Origin of the sequence: Paenibacillus cisolokensis (assembly GCF_018403665.1) — a bacterium.
Classification (GTDB): Bacteria; Bacillota; Bacilli; order Paenibacillales; family Paenibacillaceae; genus Paenibacillus_AH; species Paenibacillus_AH cisolokensis.
In genome coordinates this window covers 1-13,726 of sequence record NZ_BOVJ01000053.1, presented here as the reverse complement: position 1 = coordinate 13,726, position 13,726 = coordinate 1, and the positions used below count along the sequence as shown (strand labels likewise).

The 13,726-nt window shown below is 59.2% G+C and carries 13 protein-coding genes; 3 read left to right on the top strand and 10 right to left on the bottom strand.

The features are described 5' to 3' along the window. Window positions 1-263: hypothetical protein (locus PACILC2_RS07470; RefSeq protein WP_213528403.1), on the top strand; the 263-nt coding region annotated here is incomplete at its 5' end. Window positions 264-372: 109 nt separating this feature from the next. On the opposite strand, the gene rpoZ is transcribed toward PACILC2_RS07470, so the two are convergent. The 6 genes from rpoZ to PACILC2_RS07440 form a co-directional block, all read right to left on the bottom strand. Next, entirely contained in the window at window positions 373-573 is a 201-nt protein-coding gene (rpoZ, locus tag PACILC2_RS07465; RefSeq protein ID WP_062492497.1) for a DNA-directed RNA polymerase subunit omega, read from the bottom strand. 20 nt (window positions 574-593) lie between these two features. Then, window positions 594-1,214 carry a guanylate kinase gene (gmk, locus tag PACILC2_RS07460; protein WP_062492496.1) on the bottom strand — a complete coding sequence of 207 codons (621 nt, stop codon included), beginning with the start codon at window positions 1,212-1,214 and terminating at the stop codon, window positions 594-596. Window positions 1,215-1,229: 15 nt separating this feature from the next. Further along, window positions 1,230-1,490 (bottom strand): extracellular matrix/biofilm regulator RemA, encoded by a 261-nt coding sequence (remA, locus tag PACILC2_RS07455; protein ID WP_005548256.1) that lies wholly within the window; start codon window positions 1,488-1,490, stop codon window positions 1,230-1,232. A 377-nt stretch (window positions 1,491-1,867) separates the two neighbouring features. Beyond that, complete coding sequence (locus PACILC2_RS07450; protein WP_213528402.1) at window positions 1,868-3,748, bottom strand: bifunctional homocysteine S-methyltransferase/methylenetetrahydrofolate reductase; 1,881 nt, start codon at window positions 3,746-3,748, stop codon at window positions 1,868-1,870. 14 nt (window positions 3,749-3,762) lie between these two features. Further along, window positions 3,763-4,602, bottom strand: a complete 840-nt coding sequence (gene dapF, locus PACILC2_RS07445) for a diaminopimelate epimerase (RefSeq protein WP_062492495.1) — start codon at window positions 4,600-4,602, stop codon at window positions 3,763-3,765. A 206-nt stretch (window positions 4,603-4,808) separates the two neighbouring features. Next, the gene (locus tag PACILC2_RS07440) at window positions 4,809-7,592 is read right to left on the bottom strand and encodes a calcium-translocating P-type ATPase, SERCA-type (RefSeq protein ID WP_213528401.1); all 2,784 of its coding nucleotides are present in this window, start codon (window positions 7,590-7,592) and stop codon (window positions 4,809-4,811) included. Between the two features lie 176 nt (window positions 7,593-7,768). Between PACILC2_RS07440 and PACILC2_RS07435 the strand changes: the two genes are divergently transcribed. Next, window positions 7,769-9,520, top strand: a complete 1,752-nt coding sequence (locus tag PACILC2_RS07435; protein WP_213528400.1) for an Rqc2 family fibronectin-binding protein — start codon at window positions 7,769-7,771, stop codon at window positions 9,518-9,520. A gap of 65 nt (window positions 9,521-9,585) precedes the next feature. On the opposite strand, the gene PACILC2_RS07430 is transcribed toward PACILC2_RS07435, so the two are convergent. Together PACILC2_RS07430 and PACILC2_RS07425 are read right to left on the bottom strand one after the other, a co-directional pair. Beyond that, the gene (locus PACILC2_RS07430) at window positions 9,586-10,437 is read right to left on the bottom strand and encodes a PHP domain-containing protein (RefSeq protein ID WP_213528399.1); all 852 of its coding nucleotides are present in this window, start codon (window positions 10,435-10,437) and stop codon (window positions 9,586-9,588) included. After that, entirely contained in the window at window positions 10,428-11,339 is a 912-nt protein-coding gene (locus PACILC2_RS07425; RefSeq protein ID WP_213528398.1) for a selenium metabolism-associated LysR family transcriptional regulator, read from the bottom strand. Before PACILC2_RS07425 ends, PACILC2_RS07430 begins: the two co-directional genes overlap by 10 nt. A 188-nt stretch (window positions 11,340-11,527) precedes the next feature. On the opposite strand from PACILC2_RS07425, the gene PACILC2_RS07420 reads away from it, so the two are divergent. Beyond that, window positions 11,528-12,454, top strand: coding sequence for a DMT family transporter (locus PACILC2_RS07420; RefSeq protein WP_213528397.1), 927 nt, complete (start codon window positions 11,528-11,530; stop codon window positions 12,452-12,454). 244 nt (window positions 12,455-12,698) lie between these two features. Here PACILC2_RS07420 and PACILC2_RS07415 read toward each other — a convergent pair whose 3' ends face one another. Both PACILC2_RS07415 and PACILC2_RS07410 read right to left on the bottom strand, forming a co-directional pair. After that, complete coding sequence (locus tag PACILC2_RS07415) at window positions 12,699-13,136, bottom strand: hypothetical protein (RefSeq protein WP_213528404.1); 438 nt, start codon at window positions 13,134-13,136, stop codon at window positions 12,699-12,701. A 295-nt stretch (window positions 13,137-13,431) separates the two neighbouring features. Further along, entirely contained in the window at window positions 13,432-13,695 is a 264-nt protein-coding gene (locus PACILC2_RS07410) for a YlbG family protein (RefSeq protein WP_062492489.1), read from the bottom strand. Between the last annotated feature and the right edge of the window lie 31 nt (window positions 13,696-13,726).

Genomic DNA, 13,726 nt, shown 5'->3' with positions numbered 1-13,726 from the left:
TTTTGCAGGATTCCGCGCCATATTCGGACATTCGGGCCAAAATTCCTGCACTTTTGCAGGATTTTGCGCCATATATTGCCACATCCTCAACTTTCCTGCACTTTTGCAGGATTTTGCACCATACCTTCCATATCTTGCCACACCCTCAATTTTCCTGCACTTTTGCAGCTTTTCGCCAAAGCAATCTGCCGGGAGACGGGGGCGTTGAAGGCGGGGCACACCGACGGACCGGAGACGATTTGACGGGTGGCGCGGACGGTTAGACAGGCAAATAGGAAGTAAATTTTACACTTTCTTTTATCTTAAAAAATAACAACCTTACAGGTTGTCATTCGGTTACATTTGAAATTCGGGCAAGCCCCGGCCCTTCGTTTACTTGTCGGGCTGCTCGATGACGATGACGTCGTGATAAATCTCTTCCAACGCCACGCCGACATGCTTGTGCGACTTGACCTGCTGCAGCTCCGTCTTGCTTCCGTCGCGGAGCATCCGGGCGCGGCGGGAAGCGGCAACGACAAGCGAATATTTGCTTTCGACTTTCTTCATCAGTTCATCAATGGAAGGATAAAGCATCCATGTCACCTCTCGATCTGTCATGCTTTCTTCGTGGAAGCGTGCTGCATGGCGGCGAAATCTCCCATGACCCGCTCCCTGCGGCAATGCTCGGCTACAACGATGCACTGAATCCGGTGGCAGGCGGCCTCTATGTCGTCGTTGGTCACCGCATAGTCGTAATGGCGCAGCAATCCGATCTCTTCGATGGCGACCGACATGCGGTGATCGATCGCGTCTTTGCTTTCCGTGCCGCGTCCCTCGATCCGCTGCTTCAATTCGTCCAGCGAAGGAGGCATCAGAAAGATAAAGACGCCCTCCGGAAATTTCTCCTTGACCTTGAGCGCACCTTGCACCTCAATTTCAAGAATGATGTCCTTGCCGCTTTCCAGCGTCTTCTCGACGAAGTCGCGCGGCGTACCGTAATAGTTACCCACATATTCCGCATATTCCAAAAGAGCGTCGCTGTCTATCATCTCCTGAAACTGCTCGCGGCTTTTGAAAAAGTAGTTGACGCCGTCGATTTCGCCTTTGCGGGGCTTGCGCGTCGTGGCCGAAACGGAATAGACGAGATCCGGCACCTTGCGCCGGAGTACCGAACAAACCGTTCCTTTGCCGACGCCCGACGGACCGGACAATACAATGAGCAATCCTCTCTTCATAATACTCCCCGTCAATTATTCGTCGTTATCGTCATCCTTGGTGGAAAGCCGGTGCGCGACCGTTTCCGGCTGCACGGCCGACAGAATGACGTGATCGCTGTCGGTAATGATGACCGCGCGCGTGCGGCGGCCATAAGTCGCGTCGATGAGCATATGCCGGTCGCGCGCCTCTTGAATGATCCGTTTAATCGGCGCCGATTCCGGGCTTACGATCGAAATGATGCGATTCGCGGAAACAATGTTCCCGAACCCGATATTAATGAGCTTGATGGCCATAATCAGGTTTCCCCCTCCGGTCTTCCTTCGTGCAACTGATCGAATGAATCGGTATATCGCAAATGATACGCAAGTACGCTAAGTCCTTCCGGCATTCGTCCGGATCAGGCAGACCATTTGCACTATTCTTGACGAAAAAAGTCCGGAGCATACGTTCCCCCATGCCATTTTCGTCCTAGACGGCAGCCTTAACGCGCCAGTCTGTCCGTCCGAGCAAATTACCGACAAGTGTAAATCGGCATTCATTCCCTTATTCTAATGGATTTTGGGCGAACGAACAAGTAGGAGCGAGAAAATAAAAGAAAAAGCTCGATTGGCGGCCGCCAGCCTGCTAAGACTTCCATGGCCTGCCAATACGAGCCGATTTTCACCAGCGGCTATCTCTCCGTCTTCTTCCAAACGTATTCCGTCAACCGGACGGCCATATCGTAAAACATAAAAGGAGTCATAATATAAATGCCCTTGAAATGAGGCAGCGCCGCATCGATCAGCTCCTCGGCGATACGGACGCCCTCGGCTCGGCCCGCTTCGCCTTCCAGGCCGGCCATTCGGCGGCGAACTTCGTCGGACAGCTGGATGCCGGGCACTTCGTTATGCAAATATTCCGCATTCCGTCCGCTGGCCAGCGGCATGATGCCGATAAAGATCGGAACCTTGATATGCTGGGTCGCTTCGGCGATCCGGGCAATCAAACCGGCATCGTAGACCGGCTGGGTCATAATGTAATCGGCGCCCGTCTCGACCTTCCGCTCCATCCGCTTGACCATCTTGTCGAGATTCCGCACGTTCGGGTTGAACGCCGCGCCGATCACGAAGTTCGCCTTTTGCTTGAGCGGCTTGCCCGAAAACGCGATCCCCTCGTTCAGCTGTTTGATCATCCGAATCATCTCGAACGAGGTCAGGTCGTAGACCGAGCTGGAATCCGGCAAGTCGCCGAATCTCGCCGGATCGCCGGTAACCGCCAGCACATGGTCAATGCCGAGCGCGTCGAGCCCCATCAGATGCGACTGCGTACCGATCAGATTGCGGTCGCGGCAGGCGATGTGCACGAGCGGGCGCAGACCGAGCCGCTCCTTGACGAGCGAGGCGAGCGCCAGATTGCTCATGCGGGTGACGGCCAGCGAATTGTCCGCCATCGTGACCGCATCCACCCGCGCCGCTTTCAGCGCCGCCGCGCCGGCCATAAATTTGCGGATATCGAGATCCCGGGGAGGATCGAGCTCGACGATAACCGTATGCCGCTGCCGGACGAGCGTCGTCAGCGGCGGCTCTTCGATCTTCGTAACGTGCAGCTCCGGCGGCGAAACCGGCGGAACCGTCGGCGCCGTTTCCGCAGCCGTCTTCTGCCGATCGCCTCTGTGCTCCGCCTCTCCGGGCTGCGGCGGCTGCGGCACGTAGCCGGCCAGCGAAGCGGCGACGGCGGCGATATGCTCCGGCGTCGTGCCGCAGCAGCCGCCGATCAGCCGTGCGCCGCGATCGGCAAAGCGGCGCGCCATATCCGCAAAATATTCGGGCGACGCCGTATAGGAATATTTCCCGTCCACATAATCGGGAATGCCCGCGTTCGGATAAACCGACAGCGGCAGCGAAACGGGCGCTTCGATCCGATCGATCGCCCGCAAAATGCCGTTCGGTCCGGTACGGCAGTTGAAGCCGACGATGTCCGCGCCGCCGTCGCGCAGCTGTTCGAACGCTTCGTGCAGCTTGACGCCGTCACGCGTCCTTCCGGTCTCCTCGACCGCAAACTGGCATATGGCCGTAATGCCGGACAGCTCCCGCACGATGCGCAGCGCGAGCGCCATCTCTTCGAGATCGTAGAACGTCTCCAGCAAAATGCCGTCGACGCCTTCATCGATCAGCGCGCCGATCTGCCGTCTGAACGACCGTTCCAGCTCCGGTATGCCGATATTTTGACGCTTGCCGGCGCGAATGGAACCGACCGCCCCGACCACATAAGCGTCCGCGCCGACGGCAGCCCGCGCCACGCTGACGCCCGCCCGGTTGATCGCCTCGGTCTCGTCCTCCAGCCCGTAACGGGCCAGATTTTCCGGGTTCGCCGAGAACGTATTCGTTTCGATGACGCGCGCCCCCGCTTCATAATAACGCCGATGGACTTCCTCGATGACGTCCGGCCGCAGCGTATTGAATTCCTCGTAGGAAACGCCGACGGGGAACCCCATCTGATACAGATAGGTCCCCATTGCCCCGTCGCCTATGAGGATGCGGGTTTGGAGCGCTTCCCGCAAATCCGGCTTCATGCTCATCCCACCTATCACAATCCTTCCCAGGTGCCGCGAAACACTTCCGCAGCGGGCCCGGTCATATAAACATGATTGTCGCGTTCGTCCCATTCGATCAGCAGATCGCCGCCTTTGAGCGAAACGGTGACCGTGCGGTCCGTCAAACCGTTCAGCACCGAAGCGACGACCGTTGCGCACGCGCCCGTTCCGCATGCGAGCGTCGGACCGGCGCCGCGCTCCCAGACGCGCATATCGGCCTGATTGCGGGAATTTACGGTAACGAATTCGACGTTGATTTTGCGCGGAAACATCGGATGATTCTCCAGCTTCGGCCCCCATGTGCCGAGATCGAAGTTGACCGCGTCGTCCACATAGATGACGCAGTGCGGGTTGCCCATCGATACGGCCGTAAAGCGGAATTCGCGTCCGTCCGCTTCGATCGGATGGGCGATGACGGGATTGGCGTCGACCGTCGTCGGCACTTTGAGCCCTTCGAGGATCGGTTCGCCCATATCGACCCGCACCAGAGCCGCCTTGCCCGCCTCCGCCGTCACCCGCACCTTCTGTACGCCGGCGCCGAGCGTTTCGATCGTAATTTCGGTTTTATCCGTCAAGCCGTTGTCGTAAACGTACTTGGCGACGCAGCGGATGGCGTTGCCGCATTGCTCCGCCTCCGAGCCGTCGGAATTGATAATCCGCATCCGGAAGTCCGCCTTCGAGGAAGGCAAAATGTATACGAGGCCGTCCGCGCCGATGCCAAAATGGCGATCGCACAGCTTGACGGCCAGCTCCGCCACGCCGTCCGGCAGCTTGTCCTGCCCGGCGACCACGATAAAGTCGTTGCCCAGTCCATGCATTTTCGTAAAATTCATCGTCGCACCCCTTGCTGAAATCCATACCTGCAAATTCCGACAATATCCTAATAAAGCATACCGCAAAAGGCGGAAAAGCGCCATGGCAAATTTCATATATTGTTTGCACTCTATCACAGACGCCGGACGCCCGCAAGCTTTCGCCTGCGGGCACCGTTGTTGGCCGTTTTCGGAATATATAGAAGGCAATGCGCAGCGCGCAATCCTTAGCGGGCGACCGGCCGGGAGCCGCCGATTTTGCGCGCGGCGGACTTCTTCTTGCCGCCGGGAGAACCGAGGACGCTGCCAATGCCCATGACGAAGGTCGGGATGCCGGCCGCCACGAGCACGAGGCACCAGTCGCGGAAGCCGAGCGGCACCGTTTTGAAAATCGGCTGCAGCGCATCGATATAGAGAACGCCGAGCATCAGGATAAGCGACGACAACACGGCGAATACGAGATACTTGTTCTGCAACGGATTGCGGTGGAAGATCGAACGCGAACTGCGGCAATCGAATACGTGGATCAGCTGGGCCATGACGAGCGTAGCGAACGCGACGGTCTGCGCATGGACAAGCTGCGTCTTGCTGTCCGGAGCCCCGCTCAATGTAATCCAGAACGCCGCCAGCGTGCAGACGCCGATGAGCACGCCGCGGCTTATAATTTTCCAGCCGAGACGGCGGGCAAAAATATTTTCTTTCGCAGGCCGCGGCTTCTGCCGCATCAGATCCTTCTCCGGCTGGTCGACGCCGAGCGCCATCGCCGGCAAGCCGTCGGTGACGAGATTGACCCACAAAATCTGGATCGGCACGAGCGGCAGCGGCAGCCCTGCCATCATGGCGAGGAACATCGTCAATATTTCCCCCACGTTGGAGGCGAGCAAATAACGGATAAATTTGCGGATATTCTCGTAGATGCCCCGCCCTTCTTCGATCGCCGAGACGATCGTCGCGAAGTTGTCGTCGCTCAGTACAAGCGAGGAAGCTTCCTTGGACACGTCCGTGCCGGTAATGCCCATCGCGATGCCGATATCGGCCGCCTTGATCGCCGGCGCGTCGTTGACGCCGTCGCCGGTCATCGCCACGACATGGCCGCGGCGCTGCAGCGCCTTGACGATGCGCAGCTTGTGCTCGGGCGATACGCGGGCGTAGACGTAGATATTGTCGACGAGCCGGTCGAGCTGCTCGTCGTCCATCGCGGACAGCTGTTTTCCGCTGACGGCCAGCCCGTTGCGGGGAATGATGCCGAGTTGGCCGGCGATCGCTTCGGCGGTCGATTGGTGGTCGCCGGTAATCATGACGGTGCGGATGCCTGCGAGCCGGCATTTGGCGATCGCATCCCGCACTTCCCGCCGCGGCGGATCGATCATGCCGGTGAGACCGACGAACACAAGCTGGGATTCCGCTTCGCTTTCGGTGCCGCATTCGTCATGCGGCCGCAGATCGCGGTAAGCGAAGCCGAGCACGCGCAGCGCGTCCTGCGCCATCGCCTCGGCGGCTTCGGCCGTCTTCTGCTTCAGCGTGGCGGTGAACGGAACGACCTTGTCGTCCCACAGTATGTAGGCGCACTGCTCCATCAGCACATCCGGCGCGCCCTTCGCACAGACAAGCCGGCCGCCCTGGTGCTTCACGACGACGGACATCCGCTTGCGCTCGGAATCGAACGGAAATTCCTTCTCGCGGGCGTACAAGCTTTCCAGCGATTTGGGCGGCACGCCGAGCTTCATCGCCAGAACGGTAAGCGCCCCTTCGGTCGGATCCCCTTTGAGCACCCATTCGGCGACCGGCCCCCCGTCCTTGCGCTTCTTTCCGTCCGTCTCCTGCCGGGAGACGGACGCATTGTTGCAGAGGGCCGCGATTTGCAGCAGGCGGCGCACCGTCAGATCGTGCTTGACGTCGATGACGTCGCCGTCCTCGAGCGCCTCTCCTTCCGGCTCGTAGCCTTCCCCCGTCACTTCGATCTGGCGGCCTCCGATCCACATCCGTGTGACGGTCATTTTATTTTGCGTCAGCGTGCCGGTTTTGTCGGAGCATATAACCGAGGCGCAGCCCAGCGTCTCCACGGACGGCAGCTTGCGAACGATCGCCTTGCGCCTGATCATCCGCTGCACCCCGAGCGCCAGCGCGATCGTCACAATCGCCGGCAGCCCTTCGGGAATGGCCGCGACCGCCAGGCTGACGCCGGCGAGAAACATGCCATATACCGGCTGGCCGTGCAAAATGCCGGCTGCGACGACGAGCACGGTCAGTCCGAGCGCCACGGCGATCAGCACCTTGCCGAGCTGCTCGAGCCGATGCTGGAGCGGCGTCTCCATCTCCTCGGTCTGCTGAATCAGATCGGCGATCTTGCCCATCTCCGTCTCCATGCCGGTGCGGATGACGATCCCCCTTGCCGTTCCCCTCGTTACCATCGTGCCCATGAAGCCGATATTGCGCTGATCGCCGAGCGGCAAGTCCGCATCCGCGAGCGTCTGCGCATGCTTGGCAACCGGAACCGACTCCCCGGTCAACGCCGATTCTTCGGCATAGCAGCTGTTCGCCTCGATCAGACGGACGTCGGCCGGAATCCGGTCGCCGCTTTCGAGCAGCACGACATCGCCCGGCACCAGCTCCCGCGCCGGCAGCGTCACGACATCGCCCCCGCGCAACGCGCGCGCCGTCGGCGCCGACAGCTCCTTCAAGGCGTACAGCGAACGCTCCGCCCGGTACTCCTGGATAAAGCCGAGAATCGCGTTCAGTACGATAATCGCAATGATCGTAATTGCGTCCAGATACTCGCCCAGTAGCCCGGACAGAAGAGTCGCCCCGACGAGCACTAGCACCATAAAATCTTTGAACTGATTGAGCAGCAAGGCAAGCGGCGATATGCGCGCTCCTTCCGTCAACTCGTTGGGGCCGCGGGATTTCAGCCGCTCCTCCGCCTCTTTGGGCGATAGGCCCCGATCGGGGACGCTGCCGAGCGCATCGCTCAGCGCATCGGTGTCCAGCTGATGCCACTTCAATTGTTCCATTTCCTGTCTCCCTCCCGTAACTGCCGTGCTGGCGCGCGGCTGCCGACGGACAGCCTTCCTAGCCTAAATGTATTCGGACAAACCGTAAAATATCACCGCGCAAGGGGTTAAGTTTTTCTCCGAACTATGGCATGATAGAAATTACACGATTCGCGATAAAGGAGATTACCGATACGATGGCATTGGACGGAATTGTTATCCGCGCCGTCACGCACGAGCTGCAATCGTGCGTCGGCGCCCGCATTCATAAAATTCAACAGCCGGGAGACCGGGAGCTTGTACTGCACATTCGCGGCGGCGGCACAAACGGCAAATTGCTGATTTCCGCGAATCCGACGTATCCGCGTCTGCACTGGACGCGCCAAACCTTCGTCAATCCGCTCGAAGCGCCGATGTTCTGCATGCTGCTGCGCAAGCACTGCGAAGGCGGCTGGATCGAATCGATCCGGCAAGTCGGCAACGAACGGATCGTTCATTTCAACATCCGCCAGCGCGACGAGCTGGGCGACCTGTCGCTCAAGACGATCGTCGTCGAGCTGATGGGACGGCACAGCAATATCATATTGCTCAACCCCGCGACAGGGACGATCCACGACGGCATCCATCACGTCACGCCCGCGATCAGCAGCTACCGCGTCGTCCTTCCCGGCGCCCGCTATATCGCGCCGCCCGACCAGGGCAAGACCGACCCGCTGACGGTGGATTCGGAGCGGTCGTTCGCCGCTTGCCTCAAGCCCCTGGCCGAGAACGGCGATATGCCGGCGGAGCGCATGCTCGTAGCCGCGTTCAGCGGCTTCAGCCCGCTCATCGCCCGCGAAATCGCCCATCGGGCCGGCGTCGCGCCGGGCGAGCCGGCGGCCCCGGAGCGGCTCTGGCCGGCTTTCGCCCGCATGCTGGAGGATATCCGGATGCACCGGTACGAGCCGGTCATCGTCGATGCGGAGGGCGGCAAAAGCGTGTTCTCGGCTATTGCGCTGACGCATGCGGAAGGCAGGCGGGAAACGTACGCTTCGATCAGCGAATGCCTCGAAGCCTATTACGGCGACAAGGCGGAGCGGGACGCGGTCAAGCAGCGCGCGGCGGACCTGATCCGGTTCATCCAGAACGAGAAGGCCAAAAACGAGAAGAAGATCGAGAAGCTTCAGGAAACGTTGGAGGAGGCTAAGGACGCCGACAAGTACCGGATCATCGGCGAGCTGATCACCGCCTATATGCACCAGATCCGGCAGGGAGACAGCCGGGCCGAGCTGATCAATTATTACGACGAGGAGCAGCGCCCCGTCGTCATCGAGCTCGATCCGCAGCTGACGCCTTCCGAAAACGCGCAGCGCTACTTCCGGCGTTATGCGAAGCACCGCAACAGCCTTGCGGTCGTGACCGGGCAAATCGAGCGGACGCGCGAGGAAATCGAATATTTGGCCGCATTGCTGCAGCAGCTGGACACCGCGTCGCTGGCCGATATCGAGGAAATACGGGAGGAACTGGTGGAGCAAGGCTATATCCGGGACCGCGGGAAACGCGGGCCGAAGCGGAAAAAGCCGGCGCGGCCCGCGCTCCTCTGCTACACCTCATCGGAGGGCGCGACGATCTACGTCGGCAAAAACAATACGCAGAACGAATATTTGACAAACCGGCTGGCCTCGCCCGGCGATACGTGGCTGCATACGAAGGACATACCCGGTTCCCATGTCGTCATTCGCGGGGACGGCTTCGGAGAGACGACGCTGGAGGAAGCGGCGATGCTCGCCGCCTATTACAGCCAGGCGCGCGAGTCGAGCCGGGTGCCGGTCGATTATACGCTGATCCGCCACGTCCGCAAGCCGAACGGGGCCAAGCCCGGGTTCGTCATCTACGACAATCAAAAAACGCTGTTCGTCACGCCTGACGAACAGCGAATCCGCTCGCTTCCTTCCGTTATTCGCGCCTGACGCCGGGCCGAAGCGGCGGCCGACGGGCCGGCGGTTGGCGTTTCCCGGGCTTTCGGCCGTCCGGGCTAGCCGCCTCTTGCCGCCGGATTCAACTTGCGCAGCACCGCAGCGTCGACCGTTCGTCCGCCGATCGGACCGTGGAACGCCCCGCTTTCCCGCTCGCCGTGGAAATCGGAGCCGCCGGTGAAGATCAGTCCGTACCGCTCCGCAAGCGCCGCGTACCGGTTTTCCTCGTCTTCGCCGTGATCGGAGTGGAATACTTCGATCCCCCGGACGCCGTATTTGACGATCTCTTCCACCAGCGCGTCATTGCCGTACAATCCGGGATGAGCGAGGACGCTCGTGCCGCCGGCCTCCCGTATCCAGTCTACCGCCTCGAACGGATGGATGCGCGGCGGATTGACGTACGCAGCGGCTCCTGCGGCGAGATAGCGGTCGAACGCTTCCCGGACCGATCCGACAATCCCTTTGTCGACCAGCACCTCCGCCATATGGGGACGGCCGACCGGCTTCTCGGGATCGTCAAGCTTGCCGGCTTTACGCTCCACCTCTTCCAGCGTGATCGGGATGCCGAGCCCGCGCAATTTGGCGATCATCCGCGCATTGCGGTCGGCCCTCGTATCCCGCAGGCCCGCAAGCCGGGACAGCCACTCGTCGTTGCGCCAGTCCGGATAATAGGCGAGCACATGTACGTCGATGCCTTCCGCCGAGGTGCTGATTTCGACGCCCGGCACGACTTCGACGCCGAAACGGCGGCCGGCCTCCACCGCCTCTTCCGTCCCCGCCATCGTATCGTGGTCGGTAACGGCTATGGCAGCAAGCCCGGCTTCCTTCGCCATCCGCACGATATCCGCCGGGGCATGAAGCCCGTCCGACGCCGTCGTGTGTATATGCAGATCCGCACGGTTCATAGCCATTGCTGCAAATCCCTCTCTCTCAGGAAAGTCAGAAACGTAACCGCCGATATCGGAAGAAGCGCCGATTTCAGGTAAATGGAATAAAACTGCCGCTTGAACTGAATGCCTTCGATCGGCACCATCCGGATCAGCCCGAGGGCGACCTCATGCTTGACCGAGGAGGCCGAGACGAAGGATACGCCGAGCCCGGCTTCGACCGCCGATTTGACCGCTCCCGTGCTGCCCAGCTCCATGACGATCTTCATGGCCGACGGGTCCGCCCCCATTTTCATCAACTGCTCTTCCATGACAAGCCTCGTTCCCGACCCTTGCTCCCGCAGCACGAACGGGCATTCCATCGCCTCCTGCAGCGACACGCTCTCCCGCCGGGCGAACGGATGGGAATTGGCCACGATCAGCTTCAGCTCGTCGCTCAGCACAGCCTCCATATGCATGTCGGGATGGTTCACCGGCGCTTCGATCAACCCGAAATTCAATTGATGGTTCAAAATTTCCTCCATAATTTGCGCGGTGTTCATCACCTTCATGCTGATGGAAATATGCGGATACTCCTGGCCGAACGGTCCGAGCAGCCGCGGCAAAATGTATTCGCCGATCGTCAGGCTGGCTCCCAGCTGCAGACGTCCTTTCAGCTGACGCGTAAACTTCGACATGCTGGCGTCCGTCTCCCGGATCAGGTCGATGCTGCGCTTGGCGTACGGCATGAGCGCGCGCCCCGCTTCCGTCAGCTCGATCCGCTTGGTCGAGCGCCGCAGCAGCTTCGTGCCGAAGTAATCCTCGAGCGATTGCACCTGCATCGTCACCGCCGGCTGGGTCATATGCAGCGCTTGCGCGGCCGCGGAGAAGCTGCCCTTTTCCGCCACGGTGTAAAAAATATGAAGTTGATGAAAATTAAGTGCCATTCGCGATAACCCCGTCCTTTCGTATCCCCATTATACAACGAATACGGCCGCAAAACCGATATCCGGCTTGCGCGGGCCGCCATTTTTGCATCATTACCGGCTCATATCCGTGTTGCTTGCGGCTTGCATTCGGAAGATAATGAAAGTTACGCGCCTGCCGCTCCGACAACCGACAGAAAGAAGGATAGATGGTGAAACAGCATTCGCGATTGTATACGGCCGTTTTGATTGCCGCTCTTGTTCTCATCTGGGGGGTGTCCTGGCCGATCTACAAAATCGCCCTGAACTATACGCCGCCGGTTCTGTTCGCCGGAATGCGGACATTTCTCGGAGGACTCATGCTGGCGTTGGTTGCCCTGCCGCGCCGGAAGCAGATCCGGCTGAAAGAAAATGCGAAAATTTATTCAATATCCGCGCTGTTCAACGTGCTGCTGTTTTTCGGACTGCAAACGATCGGCCTGACCTATTTGCCGGGCGGCCTGTTTTCCGTTCTCGTCTATTTGCAGCCTGTGCTGGTCGGCCTGCTTGCCTGGCTGTGGCTCGGAGAAGCGATGTCGTTGCCGAAAATCGCCGGGTTGCTGCTCGGATTTGCCGGCGTCGCCGTCATCAGCGCCGACGGCCTGGGCGACAACCTGTCTGCGACGGGCATCGTTCTGGCTCTGCTCACAGCCGTCTGCTGGGCGTTCGGCGCCGTATATTTAAAGAAAGATGGCGGGAAAGCCGATCCGCTGTGGCTCGTCTCCATCCAGAGCATGACCGGAGGCGCCATCCTGACCGCTATCGGTTCCTATGCCGAATCGTGGACGTCTATCGTCTGGAACGGGTATTATTTGTCCGGCCTGCTGTTCGGAGTCATTCTGGGCGTTCCGACCGCCTGGGTCATTTATTTCATACTGGTCCGTTCGGGCGAAGCGAGCAAAGTGGCGACCAGCACGTTTCTCACGCCGCTCATCTCGGTCATCGCGAGCACGCTTTTCCTGCACGAGCCGTTCCATGCCTTGCTGCTGGTCGGTATCGTCATGATCGTGCTCAGCATCTATTTGGTGAACCGAACGGGCGGCCGGTCCGTTTCGGCTGACGGCCTGACCGGCACGCCGGGACGTAAAGCCTTGTAACGGCGCGGAGCCGCTTATTTCCGAAACGACGAACGGTTCGATCGTCTCGGCGAAGACAAGCATCGAATCGTTCGCTGCCGTTGAACCGAAAAAAACAAACCGCCCGGAACAATACCGGACGGTTGCGGGTTTATCAAGGCGTCATGCCGTTATGCGGTTATCGAATTAGCGTTCTCGGCCTCTTCCAGCAGGACAAGGATCTCGCATTCGGACTGCAAAACGGGATGGATGTCGGCTTGCCGGATTATTTGCGCTTCCGGCTGTTTTTGATCAGCGTCATCCTTCTGGAATGACGAAGCCAGGAGTAATAGGATTTGAGGTCTCTCAGTTCGATCGTTTCCGACATTCGTCCCAGAAACGTAACGACGATCATCTTGTGCAGCGGATTGCCGGCAATGTCCGTTTCGCCCTCCAGCTCGGAAAATTCCGCAACAAAGACAAGATCTTCGTCAATCAAATATACGTCTTCCTCGTTGCGGTAATATGGCGTGATCCGGCCCTGCTTCAAACATTGCCATATAAAGCCGGCGATGTCCTCATACCCGGTTTTTTTATGTTCGACCCGGTCAGCCCAGCGGATTTTGGCGTGGTTCGTGATAATGACATCCGCTACTTTTTTGTCGCCCAGCAGGATATGAAACGACTCATAAGTATTCCATCTTTCCGTCACTTTGTCCTTCATCCCGATCCACTCCTCCCCTGGAAGCAGGTCTTTGGTTCCACTCACGATGATGAGTCCATTGTATCATTTTTAACAGATATTTCAACGAAAAACCGTAACCGCCCGCACATGTTGCGCCCGTCAAAGCGCGTTTAACGCGCTTTCATTTTTGACATGCGCCGCTGCATCTCGAAAGGCATAGGAACCGCGCGACTTCGTGCGCTCGACGCATCGCGTTCCCCCGAGCCGGGCATGTCCGACCGCTTTTATGTAAAAAGACTTCCGACCGGGCAACGGCGGAAGTCTTGTTCCGCAACTACAAGCTGTAAAAGCGGGTTTTATCCGGGACGTTCTGCGTATACTCCGTCTTGATTTCATTACGGTAAGAGCGCTCGATTTTTTTGACGTAAGGAAGCCTTTGAATGTTGCGGATCGTTTCTTCCGACCGATCGGCGTTCATATACATGACGACGTAATGCATCTTTCTCGACATATAATGGACAGTTCCGTATTTGTCCAGCGCTCTTGCCGCCTTCAGGTCGGTCACCCATACGATATATCCCGTCCGTTCGGCAATCATTTTGCATCCTCCTAAAACTTTGCGAAGCAAA